The sequence below is a fragment of the Dysgonomonas sp. 511 genome (genome assembly GCF_010501105.1).
In the GTDB taxonomy this organism is placed as follows: Bacteria; Bacteroidota; Bacteroidia; order Bacteroidales; family Dysgonomonadaceae; genus Dysgonomonas.
Genome location: NZ_QVMQ01000003.1, coordinates 175,185 through 192,663, shown reverse-complemented (window position 1 = coordinate 192,663; position 17,479 = coordinate 175,185). Strand labels below are relative to the sequence as shown.

General features: G+C 37.7%; 21 protein-coding genes. 1 reads left to right on the top strand and 20 read right to left on the bottom strand.

Features of this window, described 5'->3' with window-relative positions:
* Positions 1-172: 172 nt before the first annotated feature.
* Complete coding sequence (locus D0T57_RS02715; RefSeq protein ID WP_221412276.1) at positions 173-1,654, top strand: AIPR family protein; 1,482 nt, start codon at positions 173-175, stop codon at positions 1,652-1,654.
* An 87-nt stretch (positions 1,655-1,741) separates the two neighbouring features.
* On the opposite strand, the gene D0T57_RS02710 is transcribed toward D0T57_RS02715, so the two are convergent.
* From D0T57_RS02710 to D0T57_RS15675, 20 genes are all read right to left on the bottom strand, one after another.
* The gene (locus D0T57_RS02710; RefSeq protein WP_163270620.1) at positions 1,742-2,965 is read right to left on the bottom strand and encodes an IS4 family transposase; all 1,224 of its coding nucleotides are present in this window, start codon (positions 2,963-2,965) and stop codon (positions 1,742-1,744) included.
* 653 nt (positions 2,966-3,618) lie between these two features.
* Complete coding sequence (locus tag D0T57_RS02705) at positions 3,619-3,963, bottom strand: hypothetical protein (RefSeq protein ID WP_163270618.1); 345 nt, start codon at positions 3,961-3,963, stop codon at positions 3,619-3,621.
* The gene (locus D0T57_RS02700) at positions 3,960-4,688 is read right to left on the bottom strand and encodes a hypothetical protein (protein ID WP_163270616.1); all 729 of its coding nucleotides are present in this window, start codon (positions 4,686-4,688) and stop codon (positions 3,960-3,962) included. The genes D0T57_RS02705 and D0T57_RS02700 overlap by 4 nt, the downstream gene beginning before the upstream one ends.
* Positions 4,685-5,266: a hypothetical protein gene (locus tag D0T57_RS02695; RefSeq protein ID WP_163270614.1), complete on the bottom strand. Its 582-nt coding sequence runs from the start codon at positions 5,264-5,266 to the stop codon at positions 4,685-4,687. Before D0T57_RS02695 ends, D0T57_RS02700 begins: the two co-directional genes overlap by 4 nt.
* On the bottom strand, positions 5,263-5,496 hold the full coding sequence (locus D0T57_RS02690) for a hypothetical protein (RefSeq protein WP_163270612.1): 234 nt from the start codon (positions 5,494-5,496) through the stop codon (positions 5,263-5,265). The genes D0T57_RS02695 and D0T57_RS02690 overlap by 4 nt, the downstream gene beginning before the upstream one ends.
* 4 nt (positions 5,497-5,500) lie before the next feature.
* A complete protein-coding gene (locus D0T57_RS02685) occupies positions 5,501-6,370 on the bottom strand; it encodes a radical SAM protein (RefSeq protein ID WP_163270610.1) in 870 nt (289 codons plus the stop codon).
* A complete protein-coding gene (locus tag D0T57_RS02680; RefSeq protein WP_255490465.1) occupies positions 6,371-7,108 on the bottom strand; it encodes an ATP-binding protein in 738 nt (245 codons plus the stop codon). It abuts the gene before it with no gap.
* Positions 7,023-7,874: a DUF4373 domain-containing protein gene (locus D0T57_RS02675; protein WP_163270608.1), complete on the bottom strand. Its 852-nt coding sequence runs from the start codon at positions 7,872-7,874 to the stop codon at positions 7,023-7,025. Before D0T57_RS02675 ends, D0T57_RS02680 begins: the two co-directional genes overlap by 86 nt.
* Positions 7,875-7,893: 19 nt before the next feature.
* Complete coding sequence (locus tag D0T57_RS02670) at positions 7,894-8,874, bottom strand: phosphoadenosine phosphosulfate reductase family protein (protein ID WP_163270606.1); 981 nt, start codon at positions 8,872-8,874, stop codon at positions 7,894-7,896.
* Positions 8,875-8,880: 6 nt separating this feature from the next.
* The gene (gene dcm / locus D0T57_RS02665) at positions 8,881-10,281 is read right to left on the bottom strand and encodes a DNA (cytosine-5-)-methyltransferase (RefSeq protein ID WP_163270604.1); all 1,401 of its coding nucleotides are present in this window, start codon (positions 10,279-10,281) and stop codon (positions 8,881-8,883) included.
* A 32-nt stretch (positions 10,282-10,313) separates the two neighbouring features.
* Positions 10,314-11,459 carry a DNA polymerase III subunit beta gene (locus tag D0T57_RS02660; RefSeq protein WP_163270602.1) on the bottom strand — a complete coding sequence of 382 codons (1,146 nt, stop codon included), beginning with the start codon at positions 11,457-11,459 and terminating at the stop codon, positions 10,314-10,316.
* Positions 11,460-11,462: 3 nt separating this feature from the next.
* Positions 11,463-11,735, bottom strand: a complete 273-nt coding sequence (locus D0T57_RS02655; RefSeq protein WP_163270600.1) for a hypothetical protein — start codon at positions 11,733-11,735, stop codon at positions 11,463-11,465.
* A gap of 12 nt (positions 11,736-11,747) precedes the next feature.
* Entirely contained in the window at positions 11,748-12,200 is a 453-nt protein-coding gene (locus tag D0T57_RS02650) for a DUF4494 domain-containing protein (protein WP_163270598.1), read from the bottom strand.
* A 45-nt stretch (positions 12,201-12,245) separates the two neighbouring features.
* Complete coding sequence (locus D0T57_RS02645) at positions 12,246-12,482, bottom strand: hypothetical protein (protein WP_163270596.1); 237 nt, start codon at positions 12,480-12,482, stop codon at positions 12,246-12,248.
* A gap of 79 nt (positions 12,483-12,561) precedes the next feature.
* A complete protein-coding gene (locus D0T57_RS02640) occupies positions 12,562-13,035 on the bottom strand; it encodes a VRR-NUC domain-containing protein (protein ID WP_163270594.1) in 474 nt (157 codons plus the stop codon).
* 210 nt (positions 13,036-13,245) lie between these two features.
* Positions 13,246-13,422, bottom strand: a complete 177-nt coding sequence (locus tag D0T57_RS02635) for a hypothetical protein (protein ID WP_163270592.1) — start codon at positions 13,420-13,422, stop codon at positions 13,246-13,248.
* 4 nt (positions 13,423-13,426) lie between these two features.
* Entirely contained in the window at positions 13,427-15,547 is a 2,121-nt protein-coding gene (locus tag D0T57_RS02630) for a DNA translocase FtsK (protein ID WP_163270590.1), read from the bottom strand.
* Entirely contained in the window at positions 15,544-16,398 is an 855-nt protein-coding gene (locus tag D0T57_RS02625; protein WP_163270581.1) for a hypothetical protein, read from the bottom strand. The genes D0T57_RS02630 and D0T57_RS02625 overlap by 4 nt, the downstream gene beginning before the upstream one ends.
* Before the next feature lie 2 nt (positions 16,399-16,400).
* Positions 16,401-16,643, bottom strand: a complete 243-nt coding sequence (locus D0T57_RS02620; protein WP_163270579.1) for a hypothetical protein — start codon at positions 16,641-16,643, stop codon at positions 16,401-16,403.
* A gap of 254 nt (positions 16,644-16,897) precedes the next feature.
* A partial coding sequence (locus tag D0T57_RS15675; RefSeq protein WP_221412275.1) for a hypothetical protein occupies positions 16,898-17,479 on the bottom strand: 582 nt, incomplete at its 5' end.

Genomic DNA, 17,479 nt, shown 5'->3' with positions numbered 1-17,479 from the left:
AACAAAACTAATTTCAAAAATGTCAAAGAACGAAGCGGTTCAAGTGAACCAAATTTATTTAATTTTTAATCGTCCATTTTTTTTTAGTGGACAGTAGTGGGACTTTTTAATAAGTGAAGAAGCCGTGTATAAATGGGAAGATAATCCTAATGTACGCTTATACTATGTCGCTATGGGCAAGTGGCATAACAGCAAGCATCAATTAGCTCTTGCGGAACAATTTAAAGATGATGTCAATAGCTTAAACACATATAAAGAACCTGTAATACATTTCATCGACATTGATGGATTCAAAGGGATAATTGATTCTAATGAAAATAATTTTGAGGTTGTCTTAAACTCTATTGATACCATGCCATTAACTTCTGTAGATAAAGTTGATAATTCATGCATGCTGTTATGCTATGCAAGTGAATTAAAGAAGTTATTATCAACAGATGAAGGTATTATCCGAAAATCGCTATTTGATGATAATGTCCGTGATTTTCAAGGGGATAACAATATAAATACTGAAATAGGTAGAACCATAAAAGAAGAGCCTGAAAAGTTTGCTTTATTGAACAATGGCATTACCATTGTTTGCGAAAAATATACCCCCAGCAATAGGCAGATTACCATAAAAAATCCCCAGATAGTGAATGGTTGTCAAACAAGTCATGTTATCTTTAATGTAGAAGAAAGCAATACCGTTCCACTAGTAATTAAGTTGATTTCAACTCAAGATATTGAAATTACAAATCAGGTAGTTAGGGGTACTAATAGACAAAACATAGTGCTGGATGAAGCCTTTGAGACTACAAAAAAATTCCACAAAGAGCTTGAAGATGTTATTAATGCACTATCTCCTGAGTATGAAAGATTCTATTACGAAAGAAGATCCAAACAATATGACCATAATCCGTCAATAACACAATATCAAAAATTGAACTTTAGAATCATAGTACATTCATTTGTATCAATGTTTATTAACGAGCCACATTTATCACATAGGCATGAATCTAAATTGCTTGATACTTACTCTAATATACTGTTTAAGGATTACCAAAGCAAACTCCCTTATTTTGCCTCTTGTTTGACATTTTACAAACTCGAGAAGTTATTTAGAAAGAATAAGTTAGATAAGCCAAAACACTATACTTATAAATACCATTTAATGATGATTTTTAGAGAATTAATTGCGGGAAAAAGTCCTAATATTAACTCGGAGCAAATGGTTGATGAACATTCTACATTGATTCTAAATGTGCTTAAAAGCGATGACAAAACATTAGCTAAGTTTGTTGAATCAATTGATATATTTGATAAAACTAGAGAGCATTGGGAGAAAGAACTTCACAAAAGCCCTCATGGAATTAAAGATAATAAAGACTTCACATTATTGCTGTTGAAGAGAGTAAGGAAAAACAATCAACATGTTACTGACTTAGTTGATGATGTTAATTTTAGATACAAAGGAAAAATCGTAAAGATTATAAAGGATAAATTTGGAAAGTATTGTGGCTTTATTGAAAGAAAACCGAACAATGTATTTTTTCATTCTAATTCTGCTAAAGGATTAAATCTATTCAATTCAGAAGGCAAACTTGTATCATATAGGGTATCTACTAATCCTAAATCAGGTCAGTTGTTAGCTGTCGATGTTAATTTCGAATAAAATAATAAAAGAGCTTTTCCGAAAAAATAATGATGGGAGATAAATTAATCACGAGTGGTCGGAAGAAATTCCGATCACTTTTTGTTTCTATGTTTTAAAGAAAATCGAAGGATCTCCCCCACATTCTATAACGATCATTGATATGACCAGGTTCCTCATTTCCATCGCAAACCTTCGTTTTGCCGTTTTATATCCAATATCATTGGCGTGTTTGTATATCAAGATAAACATAGCCACGATCAATGTCATATACAGAATCACTTCAATACCATTCTTATTCAATGAAAGTAAGTGACTTGCATTTAACTCCTGCTTAATAAACCGGAAGAATACTTCAATATCCCATCTGTGCCTATAAGCATCTGTGATTTCTTGTGCATCCAAATCAAACTCATTGGTAATAAACCAAAATTGTTTATCCGGTTCTGCTTTACTGTCGGCTACAATTAGGCGAAATGGAACCTCAACAAGTTCTTCTTTCCATCTTTTTGTTCCTTTTTTAGTAATCAAGGGAACCCCTGTATACAAATAAACTTTAGAATCTTTGACAAGAGTCAGGCTGCCTAAGTCTGTTGTAGTATCTTCTTTTATAAAGGATTCCAATTCTACACATTTACGGTTTTCTTTAGCCCGTATAATAAAAGAAACAGAATCTTTGGAAAAGTTTTTCATTGTTCTGGCAGATTGGAGCCCACGATCAATTACATAAATATTTAGATGGCCATCCTCTTGTTTTATATGGCTTCTAACAACCTCTGGTAAAGCAGTATCTTCATTGGCATATTTTGATGTTGTGTAGATTTTAGCTTCACAAGGCAAGATACCATCAAAGCCAATGCTATACTTTACAGACTTTTTGCCATTTTTATGATCAATTCCTTCTTCCTGCAATTTACTACATGCCTCACTTACCATCGAACTGTCAACACGGATTAGATTATATTTTTGTTTTTCTGTATGCGAGTATACCTGAGAGAACTGCTCATAAACACATTCATAAATTTGCTTGAAATAATCCGAATCAATTTTGGATAACCTTTCTGATATGGAGCTTCTACGAACGCTTTCAGATTGCTCCAACTTGAATAACATCTTAAAGACAGGATCATTAAAGGTATCTTCCAGTGTACGTTGGCTTAACCTGTCATTCTCCAATATGCCATACATCAGTAGATAAAATAATTTTTTGCCATGAAGCACTTTCGAATAATAATCAACTTTGGTATGCTCTGATAAATGACTCAGTAGGGCTTCGGGGATAACCCCTAAGAGTTGATTTATACCTATTTTATGATCTTTAAATATTGACATAATTGTTTGATTTACAATACCTAAAGATAATAAAATAAAGGGATAGAAACAAATATAATTAACTTGAAATCAAATGATTATACAAAAAAATAGTCGGAAGAATTTTCTTCCGACCACTCCTAATAAATTAATCTCCCTTTTTTAGGAAAATGTTGGGTGAAGTGAATAGGAAGATGCCTCACAAGGAAGCAAAACAAAAACACCCAACTTTACATTCTTGGGTGTAAAATCGGGTGTTTATTTTTCAACTTGCTGATTTTCAGCCTTGTTTGCGGAGAGAGAGGGATAATATATTTTGTTGATTATCATTGTATTATAAAAATATGAGACAACAGTGTTTCACATGAGATATGCTGTATCTATTTAACTTTCTTTATAAAATCAAAGGTAAGAAATATTACCAATATTCTTTTACTCGACCTCTCATATATGAATTGTAAGGATAATAAGACTTTGGAAACTTCCTATCCATTTTGTCCCAATTATCTTCGAAGCTCAATTCATTTACATAGATAATTCCTAGATATTGAACTTTACCAATAGCTTTTATACAAGCCTTTTTCCTCTTCCGTGGTAGTTTCACTTTCTTTACTCTTATAACAGTTCTCTTAATCATAATCTTTTCTCTCTTTATTCTATTAAGTATCACACGATTACTTTTCTTTTTCATATGCCTTTCCCAATGCTTTAGCTATTGTTTCTCTAAATGTGGTTCTACTCGTAGCATTCGCTAATGTATTATACAGTCCTTCCAGATCATCATTAACGAAACTTCTGTAAGCACTATCTAGTAGAGCTACGGCATCTTGAAGCTCTGTTAATAATTCGGGGGCCGTAGCTATCAATTGCGCATTAGCTATCTGCTCCTCCATTCCGTGTTTTCCTTTCGATTCACATACAGAATAATAAGAATCAGCTGTTAGTACCTGAAACCCCATACCTGATCGATTCCATTTAAATGATCCGTCTTTACATCTTGTCCCTTTGAAGTCTTTCATATCTCATCCGTTAATTCATAATCATATACCCATACGAAAGGGTTACTTTCCCAAGTGCCTTTGCCGTTTATCTTATCAATGAGAGCTGCGTAAGCCGCCCGAGGGTTATCATACAGTGTCCTTGTTTTCTCCCAAATCCCATCTAATTTACTCTTTCTCCATACGTCATTTACGTAATGGCGATTATCATATTTACTAACTTCGATACCCTCCTTTATGCAATCTTCTTCGGTTATATCCTGTAGCTTTTCGACTCTTACACCTGTTATCTTAATGAAGTTACGGGCAGCAGAAGCAGGCATAAAGAGTTTGTTTTGCCATGTTACTAAATCTCCATATACAGAATCTAAAATACTTGTATCATTCCCGTACTGATACAATATTGTGCCTCCTTTGAATGTTAGAGTTTCATGCACAGGGAAAACCGTAAAAAACATATCGCTATCATCGATATATGGTTCTTTCAGATACAGTACTTCCCCAACTTTATATTTTGGAGGAATACCGTTGTAATTATTCTTATGGGTCACACCATTACCACAAAGCGAACAATAAGCCCCTTCGTCTTGAAAAATAATGTCCATTGGTGACTCTTTCCAATCTGCACCACCATAGTTTTTATGGTATTTAGAACAATCATCAATGAGCATTATCCGTCTCGTCTGTGTTTTTATTCCTTTCACCGTCTTTTCGTGTAACGGTTCTATAAAACATATTCCTTTCATATTTTTACTGTATTTATATCAATTGCTAAACCTTGTTCTATTAGTCCGTAAATGTCGAAATGGTTCTCAAACAGGTAGTTGAATAAATCTATCTGATAGGCAATCCCTAAAGGTTTTCTATTAGTATCGTCATGCATACTAAATCTTCTTAGTTCGGGATCATATCTAAATGAACAAACCAAATCACCCATGTTAGATGTTTTTCTTAAAAACCTTAGGACTCCCTCTTCTTTTTTTATGGTATCATATACTTCCCATTCGCAGCTAATTATGGGAGCGTTGAATACTACTGAATATTTCTTATCTGTATCAAACTCTCTCGTTTCATACATTTCGAATAACTCCACTATAGGAATCTTCCCATCAGGTAGACTGGGTTTGTATAGGTCGGACATTGGGCGGAGGATAGGTTTGATATCAAATATCGTTTCAGAGAAAGTTAATTCTCTATACTTGACCTTTATTATATTTGATAAATCTATTCCAGTAATAGTTCCAATATCGTTATCATCTTTACTATTCACTTTCAATCCATACGGCAAATAGCCTGCGATATCTTTTAATTCTAGTTCTTTCATACTTTTTCGGTTAAATTATTATTAATCATTATATCTAGCATATCATCATTTGAAATCTCTTCTTCGTAAACTATTATTCCATCCAGCACACAGCTATCATCATAGCGACCGGATAAAGTACCCCGTATAAGCTTCGCTATTGCTTCGTCCCATGTGTCGGCGGTAATCCTGTCTTCGTCCTTAAGAAAGAGCTTCCCGTTTATTTCTCGTTTTACTGCGAATGTTTTCATATGGTTATTTCCTGTAATCTTCCCAATCAATACTTTTAAATATTGCTTTATGATTTACCCACCTAGCAAAATCTTTCTGAATTTGAGTAGGTTGTATATTATTCTCAAAATCTCTATAGGGTTGAGCAAAAGGAGAAACGCCTAGCTCTTTTAATTTTAGGACTCTAGTATAAGCGTCGTTAATATCCTTAACTAACACATATACAAATATTTTGTAGTTTTTAAGTCCGTGTTTATTCAGTTTCTCTATAGCCTTAATGAGAGGATCAACGGCCGATATAGTATCACAGGCAAAGCGGATACTGTTAATCCATTTGACACTAGATAACATTTTAGCTATATCGTCCGTTACTAATCGGCTATCTAATCCCTGATTAAAGTCTACTCTACATTTTAACTTTATTATTTTTTCGATTTGCTCTAATCCATAATCGGAGGCTAGTATATTGTTATCCATTAAGACAGCCTTTTTCCGACCCTGTAGAATTTCCTCTATATCACGATAGGGCTTTATCCATCCCTCTTTTTTGGGGACTACACACCAAGAGCATTTACGAATACAACCGCGAGTAAGAAAACCATAGGATTCTTTGAATTTTGGATAGATTGAATAATCCAGATCCACAGAATCACAAAACAGTTCATCGTATTTGTTATATCCTGTACCACCTGAAATAATTTCGTCAGCCTGAATACAAGTAGTTTCATCTTGTGAAAATGTAAAAACCTTTGATTTATAAACCTTATCATATCTCTCAAGGAAGTTACACCATTCAACATGATCCCCTTGCTGCTTATGGAATGAAGCTATTTTCATCAAAGCCAGGTTAGGGAAATTATGCCCATCTACATCTATCAATCCTATTTTTGCCATTTACTTTCTTCTTGATTCGCCAGTCATAGCGATGACATTAAACCCTTTGAATCTATCTACCAACCTATCATCGAATCGTTTCTGAAATTCATCGACAGTAAGGTTTGAAGTCATGTGATACTTCATAAATGTTTGCTGATATATTTCGTACCGGGCGAATAGAAATTCGTCTATTACCGTTTCGAGCGTGGTGCCATAGCTTTTTTGCTTCTCTGTTTCCAATCCGATATCATTCAGGCAGACATGAAAAGGATTACCCTCGAGGCTGTTTTTTCCGTTCTCGTTATATGTGAACCTGTCTATGTGTCCGTTGATTTTATAATAATTCATCATTTGCGTAACAGACAGGTTATGATAAAAATTCGGGTTTCTGGTCAGTCTCAGATAGTCGGAAAATATCTGCATGATGATTGTTTTTCCGGTACCCGGTTCGCCTATCAGCATAATGTTTTTGTGAATCTTATAATCTTCGCCCTCGAAAACATTTTCGGCTAACTTGCAATTGTTGAAGTAATACAGCATGAAGGTTAGCAGCTTCCTGTTATAATCATCGACATCGAATCCCCTGAACTCCCGGCTCATGTAATTGTCGCCGATACGTTTTACAAACTGTGCATGACTTTCGCATACTTCCGGAATAGTTAAATCAAACTCAGAACCTTTTTGTATAGTCTCTAGATGTCTCTTTTGCAGGTTTATTGTTTGCTCCATTGTGAGCAGCCCTTGTCTCTGTTCCATTTTTACCTCCTTTCTGATTTTGTGTTCTCTCTACTTCTGCCTGCTGCCGATACCAACTTTTGAAATGATAGATAGCATCTTTGCGCTCTTTCGTGTCTTCGCCATCAACAGTCAGCTTCACAAAAAACTCTTTGACTTTATCTGAAATAGTATCATTGTCGGGATATGGCGCGCCTGCGGTACGCTGAAAATATTCGATGCAAGATTGATCGTTAAGTAATTCTTCCATTAACGGAAGAAGAGATTCAAAAACAAGCCGATTCTCACGCGCGCTAGAGAGATAGATATTTACTTTACTTTTCTTTACTTTACTTTGTGGTATATCTTCGGGAGTATTCGGTAAAACTTCGGGAAGTTTTTGTATTTCTTCCGGAGTTTTCTCCTGTTCTTCCTGAATGCAGATATCTTCGGGTATTTCGGCATTTGCTCTTTTGGCACGTTTGCACATTTCGAGATATCGTCTTTGAATAGATAATGATGTGATAATCCCGCGAGAGAGCAGTGCTTTATCGAATAACCCCACAGCACCGCAGTATTTCACTATCTCATTAACTGTATTTTCTTTAAGACCAAAGTATTCGGACACGTCAAAGGCAGTATCTTCATCCCACACAAGGAAACATCCTTCTACTCTGTATATCTCGCATAGTATGTAATCGTAAACGGCAATACCATCACACTTGAAGTCTTTCTTCAGGCGTTTTATACGTCTGTCTTGATATCTGTTGGTATCGACATTGTAATATATTAGTCCGGTTTTTGCCATTGTTTTTTTATTTATTATATCATTCGCACAAGCCGTAATAGCTCATACAACTTGTATAATCATCCGTCAACTCCTCAAATATATCTCCCGAGTCATATTTTGACTTCACATAAGCAACTATATCCCTTATGCCTGGCTGCTTGCAGTATTTGTTCGATATCTTATCGTATGGGAAAAATGTGCTGCCTATTTCCATTTCAGCTTTCTCTATTTCATATATCCTCTCCGGGAATCGTTGAGAAATTTGATGGATTTCCATCAAATTGCAGTTGATGCAAGGAAAGCAACCCACTCGCGACAGCCCCATCCTGTAAAGAGGATTAGGTTCTAAATCATTGTCAAGTATATAATTGATCACCTGCTGCCCCGTCCAGTCGAAAACAGGACGCAACACATCCGTTGAATATTTCTTACAATATTCCAATACCTCTTTTCTCCTGTAGGTGTGATATTGGGGGTCAAGCTTTCCTTTTGATAACCGATCTTCAATTTTATCGATTCTTTTAAGCAATTTCTCTCTTTTATCCTCTGATAGATTTGTAGATAATTTTGCTTTCAACTTTGGAAGAAGGGCAAAATTTGTTTCAATTGGTTCAAGGTAATATTTAAAATAATTGCACTGCTGTGACATCTTAGAGCGGCTTTCGCTTTCGCCCGCCCTTATACCCTGAATGACAAGAATGTGGTCCCTCACTTCATCCAGTATATAATCTATCATAGGTATATTTTTTAGCTCGGATGTGCAAAAACGGCGTGTAGTAGAAGGAAAACGAGTTTTCCTTCTACTAAGGTCTATAAGCCCGTCATACTTCTTTGATTTAAGTACGCGAAAGTCAAGCCCCAATTGTTTTACCACATTGTCTATATGCTTGTATGTTATTTCGCTCTCCCATTTGGTATCACAAAACACAGTTGTAAATTTCTTATATCCATTGTTTAATAACCATAGAGTTGAGGCGAGGCTATCTTTGCCCCCTGATAACGTATTTAGTATTTTCATATTCTTCTATTTATTTAAAAATCCCAATATCCACATTATTACCTTTACCGTCCATCCGTTACCACACATCTTATATATTTGTGTGTCCGAAACTACCCATTCATACCAATCCGGTATGGTTTGCAGTCTCGATGCTTCTTTGGGCGTCAGGCGGCGAATACGGTGATTTGTATATACATTCTTCCTCTTACCCGTATCGAGGCAAATCATTTTCCCCTCATCGCTATATATCCTGTTGTGCTGATAAGGTTGCTTACCTCCGCTTTCAGTAGAATTGTTTAGCTGAATGACTAGATTATTCTGTTCCCAACTATTTGCTGATAGAGTAGGAGTTTTTTCTTTATGGTATCCTCCTTTATTTTTTCCTCTACCTAACTGCATTACTAGATTATCCTTAGAAACAGATGTTAAGCAGTTTGTTTTTCCTGACATATTAGCTTCTAGCCGTTGTTCTGTTGGTAGTCCTGCTATCCTGCTTGTAGGATTGTCAGGATTTCTTCCTCGCATAGCAACACATATAAAATCCATATCTGAGTGATTACCGCCCGAATGCGCACCGGCTGTAAAACAAGATGCTTTTTCCTGATTCGCTTTCGGATTGCCGTTTTTGTCTATTTTGATAAAATCGCAATTATGCTTATCCGATTGCGATTTTGCCCCCCCTGTGCGCAATGTGTTACTTTTGTAGTTGATATTCATTCCCTTAAATCCTATTTTTGGATTTCTGATGTAATACTTCTCATCCACATCATCTTCCAAAATATCTCTTAACAAAAGACCCTCATCTTTCGGTTGCGGTATATCTGCATATACTTCTTGATAAAAGATGCCTTCCGTACGCGTCTTTATATTCGTCCAATAATAGCGGTCTCTGTTCTGTGCCGATACCAGGCGGCTGTTTATCCTCACGGGATATACCCCGCAATATTCAGATATCACATTTAGGAACTCCTTTTTCATGTTTACATTTTCCAAAAGGAATTTGACGTCCGGGTTCAGCTTCTTTATGTGATCCAGTATTTTTATAAAGTCGAAAAAAAGCTTTGACCGCGGATCGCTGAAAGCAAGCTGCTTGCCTGCAAAACTAAATCCCTGGCAGGGCGTTCCGCCGATAACCAGATTTATCTTATGCCATTCCATACTCCTCAACTTAAAGAAGTTCTGCTTTTTCTCAAGGCTGACATATTCTGAATTATACATTTTCTTTACTGTATCCTTTTTCCATGTCATTGCATATCGCAGGAAGACCATATCCCCGAGTTGTACCGTATCCGGGAAATTATGTTTAGTCTGCTTTATTGCAAACTTGTCTATTTCGGAGGCGTAATAATTATCCACCTTTATACCCAACTCCCTTAGTGCGATCTGCCCGCACGACATGCCATCGCAAACTGATAATACATTCATAACTCTGGGAATATTGATCATACCCATACTTCTTAAACTATTTGCATCGGCATTACCAAAAGGGTAAGCTTTGTTTCTTCACCCTGTGTCTCCGGCTCCAGTTGTACAGGCTTATCCGGCTCTGAGAATGACAACACGGCATTCCCGTCTATCACGCTCAGCATATCTATCAGCTGCCCGCCTTTTAGACCAATGGTTATTTCGCCGTTGCATTCGCATTCGATTGATTCCTCTGCCGATTTATTCAGGGGGATATCTCTTGACGAAAGGTGTGTTTCCATCAATCCGGATTCAAGCCTGATCGTCTCGTTCGTTTTGTCGGATGCTTTCAATAACCTGTTTATGACATTGGATAAATATTTGGAATCCGATTTAAGGTTGATAGGTAAGCTGTCTTGAAATACTCTCCTGTAGTTATGGTATTGCCCTTCTACCAGTCGCGAAGTAAACTTCAATCCCGATACTTCGAAATAGGCATTGTTCTTATTGGCTGATACCTTTACAGGCTCGTCATTAAAATCGTTCAACACCGATGATAATACATTTGCCGAGTTGATATCGAGTATAAAGCTTTCTACGTCTACGCCCTTTACGGTATAATCTTCGAGTTTGGCGGCTATCTTGTTGTTCGATGATGCAAATGTGAGGCTGCTATCACTCACATCGAAGAATACGGATGAGGCCACCGGCCTTTGTATGTCGTTCAGCGCGAACTTACGTGTCTTATCCAGTCCGTTTTTCAGGTTCTTTGCCTTTATCGCGAATCCATCGCCTGTGATATCTTTCATTTTGGTGAAAAATTCGGAATCCTCGCCGTTGAGTACTATATTGCCCGATGAGTGGATAATATTCACATCGACGCGGATAAATTTGGCATCCGGCAATGTTTCTTTTGTGGCTTCTATCTCCAGCGGCTGGTCGGGCAGGGTTTTCAAGATGTCTATTATGGTCTTGTCTGCACAGAATGACATCTGCTTCGATGTTCCCAGTATGTCGAGTGCCGATTCTATCTGTATATTGGTATCCGTTCCCGTAAGCCTCAGGTTGCTTTCCGATACTTCGAAGAGTATATAGGTATATATCGGCAGGGATGCCTTGTCCCTGACAGACCTCGATACCCTGACCAGTTGTTTTAGCAGCTCGCTTTTCGATACTTTAAATTTTACGTTGTCTCGCATAGCCTATATTTTTTCTGAGAGCAGTTTCATTAATTCGTCTTTGGGGGTATGATGGTTTACGCCAGCCATATCGCAAAACAGATCTTTTAGCTTGTAAGAGGGGAGTTGTGAGAGATAGTCAATCACATCTTCATTTGTCATTTCGATATCGTCTGGATCAATGTCTAGCTGATCCTCAATCTCCCTTTCTTTAACCTCATCTATTAATTGTTTGTCTGTAAGTTCATTCAGAACATCATCTACATCTATCCGTGCATTTATATTTATTGTTGCCATAATTACATTTTTTTATATTATTATTTTCTTTATACTATCTTCCGAATATGGAAATACATCCATTATCGGTGTTTCTTTGACTTCAATTATTTCATAGTCTGCTAATGTTCCTTCCATTCCTTTGACTATAATATCTTTTGCATTTTGCAGGTCGGAAGCCTGAGCTAGCATATTTACTTTAGTCTTTTTCTCCGAACCGCTTCTTTCGTCCAAAGTGATGAAGGCTATAACTGCTTTGTAGAATCTATCTCCATTTTCATTGAAGAATAATTCATTGAGAGGGTAACGACTGATATCTGCGATAGTGAATTCGCCGGATACATACGGCTTAATTTCTTCAATCGTTCTAGCCTCTGCTTCTGTGAATGAAAGCGCATCGACAAGGTAAGGTTCGGTCACTTTCTTCTGCATACCGCTCTCCAGTGTCTTTTCGTACTGAACTTTTGATAAAAACCAATTGTGCATAATTGAAATATTTTAATTAGTGAATAAATCTGTTTATTTGTAGTCTCACATCTGAGAGATATTGATCTTGGCTGTATAGGTCAGCACCCCTTCGTATCCCCTGCTGTGTAATTCTCTCATTAGTTCTCTAGGAGTGTAATTCGATAGAGGGTTGTTTTCGCTTGATTGTGGGCGTTTGTTTACTCCTGCCAATGCTTCGGGCTTAACTCGTACTAAAGGCTCGTTTCCCCCCCCCGCTTCTATTGCTGCACATACATTTCTTACACCAACTTTGTAGCCCATTCTTTGCTCTGGATGATGTGTAAAATTCACTTGTCGGCTTATCCTGACCGCACTTTCCACAATGTTTTGTTTCCATAATTTATTTGTAATTAGTTGTTAATAAATATTCTTTGAGTATTTCTATTGCTTCTGCTACTGAGTAGCACACGGCATATTTGTTTCCGGCAGCTTCGGCCTGTTTTTGGAACTCAATCTGTTCGTTTGTCTGAGTATTCTTTCCTGCTTTGAACTCTATGTACAATGAGTGATACTGGTTATTGGCTATTGCTAAATGAACATCTGCTACTCCCGATTTAATACCGATGCGTTTAGCCCGTTTAGGATCTCGCTTACCTTCGTTACAGGCATGATATAACAGTTTATCTATTTTCGGGAAAAGTATAGCTGCATTGAAAAAGAACTCGGCTTGTATATTATCCTCTCCATGCCCCATGATCCGTTTGGCTTTTGTTCCTTTCTCCTGATCCAGTTTTGCCGAGTAACATTGGAGGCAAAGGTCGGATCCACGAACAAGGGCTGTCGATTTGCATTTGGGAGTAGCACAGGTTTTCATTGCAACATCTTGTTTTACTTATCTATCAATCTTCTTTAGCTTGCTTAACCTATGTTCCAAATACAAAGCCTTACTCATAATAATGGTTTCCCTGCCAGTAAGCTTTCTTTCTTTAGTCAATGCGCGATAGACATCTGCCTGAATGGCAACTAGGTTGATTAATTCGTCTCTATCTTTATTAGTTATTTGGTACATAGAGTTTGCAGGTTATTATTTTACTTTTTCGTACTTAGAGAGCCTCGTCTTTAGATCCTTGTTTTCTTCTTCGAGTTCCTGTATGTAGGATTCTCGCTGTCCACGTTCTACTAGAAGTCGCTTGTTGAGTATGTGATCCGGAATCTTATCCAGACCAAATAGTTCTTTGCTTTTGTCGGATTTCTTTGCCATAGTGTCAGTCTTTATAGAATGCTTGAAATCTTACTACTCCTAAATACTCTGGTGATTTGATAAGTCCATCACCACGTCCATTGAGAGATTCTGCCCCGGGTTCATCGATAACTACAATAGAGTCGATATCTTTAGGCACTCGGAAGCATACCTGTACAGGGAAGTTTACTTTGGCATCGCCGGTGATAACCTTAGTGGATGCCCTTTGGGTAGCTGCTATGATACGGAAACCTGATGAACGTCCTTTTTGCAGAAGTATTCTGAGATTTTCTTCGAGTGAGTTTTTGCGACCTGTGACCTTCATTCCCATTTTAGGGATAGGGTCAGATATTTCCTCTCCAAACATTCCTTGTATTTTCTTTGGGGCATAGAAGCCTACTTGTACTTCTTCTATAATGTCAAGTTCTTTTCCCTTCTTTGAGTTGGCAACAGCATCGGCAAACTCGTCAAATATTACTAGCGTTTTAGTTGATATGCCTTCCTTAACCCGCTTCTCCATTTCAGCGACAAGTTTTTCCATTTCTTCCTCTATATTCTCTATTTCATTGAATACAGATATCCTAGGATTAGAATTGTAAGAGGTGAACTCATATTTAGGGTCGAACATGTATATTTCGTGTATGCCTGCTTTGAGAGCATATTCGACGGTCGATTTGATAGAAACAGATTTACCCGAACCTGTTGCACCACATATAAGCATATGAGGTGTGGAATGATTGTCTAAGTCCCAATAGACTGTCTGCTGGAAGTTATCTACTCCGAGAGGTATTTTATGATCTTTCAGTTTGGACTTGTCCCATAGCAGGATTCCAGTTCCTTTTTTGCCGGACTCGATAGTGAGGTATGATTTTCCTTCGTAAACTACCAAGTCTTTTTGGATGCGTACATTAGGTACGTTGAGTGCATTAGCTATATCCAGGCGGTATTTATTTACGTTGGAAATAGATGTTCCTGCATTCATTTCGAGCAGGTAAGATGAACTTGAATATCCATCGAATGTATGTTGTACTTTGGCAATAATACCGAAGGATCGCAAAACGTGTTCTATTTTTTCCTGATTGGTCATGTCTTTGTTGGTTAAATCGTATGGTATAAATTCCTGTGCGTATTTTTTGAAATTCCTGATTACTCTTGGAGTAGCTGTTGCGAGAGAAGCATCGCGGATTTTTTTCAACCTTTTTTCGATCAATGGCTTTTTGTTCTCAGTAATATTAAATTCTTCTATTTCGGCAAGCATAGTCTTAGCCCAAAACTCATATATCTCTGCCTTGTCAGTAAAATTGTCGTTATCGTTGATGAGATATACATAATCGGCGTCGTTTACTGCCAGTATCATCCTGCGTAGAGGTTCATATAGGATGGCTTCGTACAGCCTGCGTGTGCTATCATCCATTACTACTTTGTTGAGTATAAGTTGAGGTGAGCCATCTTTATTCTTAGATGTTTTATTCTCAACGAACCATACCTCATCGATCTTTTCTTCAAACTCGGACTCGTATCCTTTTACATAAGTGATGGCCTGTTTGCCAATGGTGAACTTAACTTCTTTTTCATCGGTAAATGCCGTTCGCAGCTTATGGTCGACAATAGCTCGTTTATCTTCTATAGTTTCTACAACAACATCAATGGCTAGATAACAGGGGAGTGGAATATCTACTCCGTTAACTGTTATCCACGCTTTTAATCTTAGTTCGACAGCCAGCACCCTTTTGATCTGTGACAGGTAGACTTTTACTTCGGACAGGAAATTGCTTATTCCTTTGTTAGCTATGGCTACAGCATCATTGATGCAGTCTTGTATGGTGGGGCGGGTTTTGCTTATCTTCCATATATCGGCAGATTGGTCGCTGATATGATCGAATGCTGCCTGTTGCATATCGGCGATGTCGGTTCCTATCCCTTCCATCAGATTGGTAAAGTATAGTTCGAGGGCCTTATGGTATGCTTGTCCGGCTATTGTTGTAGCTGATGATTTACTTCTCTCATTGTAGAGGTATCGCATTTCAAACTCTTTCTCGTTACGGACAAATGTGGATACTCTCGAATAAGACCATGAATCGATCAGGTAATTAGACAGCAATTCTTCGACCTGATCCTGATTATATGTTTTATAAATACTGCTCATTTTAGCCCTAAGTCAGTTTGTTTGTTATCTTCTCCCTGCTTTTTTTTCAGATCAGCTTTTCTGTCTTCGGCTGATTTTTTATGATTATTTTTTGCTCGTAGTTCATCCACCGTTGTATCTCCATCTTTTAATGATTGGATTATTCCCAGAAGCAGAGCAATCTCATCGGACTTAATTTGATTTACAGTTTGTTTTCCGCAGAACTTTATAACTTCCTCTTCGGTAATACCATAATTATTTTTGAAGTCATTGAGGACGGATGTGCGTTTTTTTAACAGTTTATCGCTATCGGATAGGTCGCCTGTGATAAGTTTTTGTGAAGCATTGTATATTCGTTCTGTGATAGCTTTAGGGACAACAGCAAACACAGCATTTCGGTATGCTATTGCATTGGCTGCATTTCCTGTAACTGTAACCATATCATCAGAGAATCTTTTACCTTCTTTATCTACTATTCTTCGCCTAACCTCAAAAGCAGATGCTACGTTTGTTTCCAAATCCCAACAGGTACCACGACTTACAACTTCCTTGTCAGTTATCTGTACTACTTTTGCTTCGGTACGCATATTCCCCCAGTTGGAAACGATAATTTTAGCAAGGTGTACGGACGGGCCGGTAATAGGCTTACCGCCTCTTGGTAAAGCATAACTACATGACTGTGCTGTAGGCATGTCCATTGTTGCAAGAACAATACTATTATCGATACAGCGTCTAATATCTCTGGGATAGCGTTTTGCTGTTGCTACCTGTGAGTCTATGTTTGCTCGTTCAAGAGCATCAAGTTGCATTACTTGCACATTCTCTGCTTCAAGTGAGAGAACTTCGTAATTGTCTAAATTTGAATTTTCCATGATTATGTGTTTTTGATTATCTGATTTGTATTTTTTTCTTCGTAATATCTTTCCATCATTCTATCTTCGGCAGATTCGTCATAATCTTCATCATCAAAGATGTCTTCATCATCTGGGGTATAGCCCATTCCTTTAATTCCTGTATCGAAAATCATAGCTGCATCTTTTCGTTTTTGATAAGGGAGTGACCATATTGCCACTCCCCGGCATTTGCTTTCGTACCGCAAGCAGCGTAAACGTTTCAATCAAAACCGCTTTGTCGTCCTACCAGTCTTGCAAGAACTTCAACTGATGTACACTTGTTGTTGATAGGTTTCGAGGTCGCTCTCATTTCATCCTTCAAATTAAGTTTGTGGGATAGTCCGGATTCGAACCGGAAGTGGGTTGTCTAAGCCTCAACCTTGATATAATCTCACAGTGTGTCACTGCATCCACTAGGGCTTTCGTATTCTTCCTACCGTTCCCTTAACACCATACAGTTAGCTATCCCTGTCATTGGTTATTTTTTGAAGAATGACGCGAATGTGCTGCCACCATATTCTGATGCAGTGATTTTCAGAATCTCAGATATGGTGTATTTTTCTTTGCGTTCTTCCAACCGATTCTGAACGAATTCGCGAGTACCGAAACTGCAAGCACCTGTAATTACGCGATACATTTCGACAGCTTCTTCGAATGTTACTTCTGAATCAAGTGTCAGACTTTCATATTCGCTCTTATCACGATTACTGATTTTGTAGATTAAATCATCTTTAGCTTCCTTCAATGTTGCGCCATGCGACCACTTGCCATTGCCATCGGTAACTAGGTAACCGATTTTTGTGCTTCCGATTTGCCTTATACGATATACATTGCCCTTCTGTGATATCAGTTCGGAGAATACTTCATCAGCCTTAATGTATTTTCTGTTTCTCCATGTATAGACAGTAGGCGCATTACGACTAACCTTGCTAATATCTGTAATTCCTGTACCGCGTAGGTCGAGATAACCACCGACAGTTAAGTTATCAGGCAATGATGTTATCTGTGTACCGCGTAGGTCGAGAGAACCACCGACAGTTAAGTTATCAGGCAATGATGT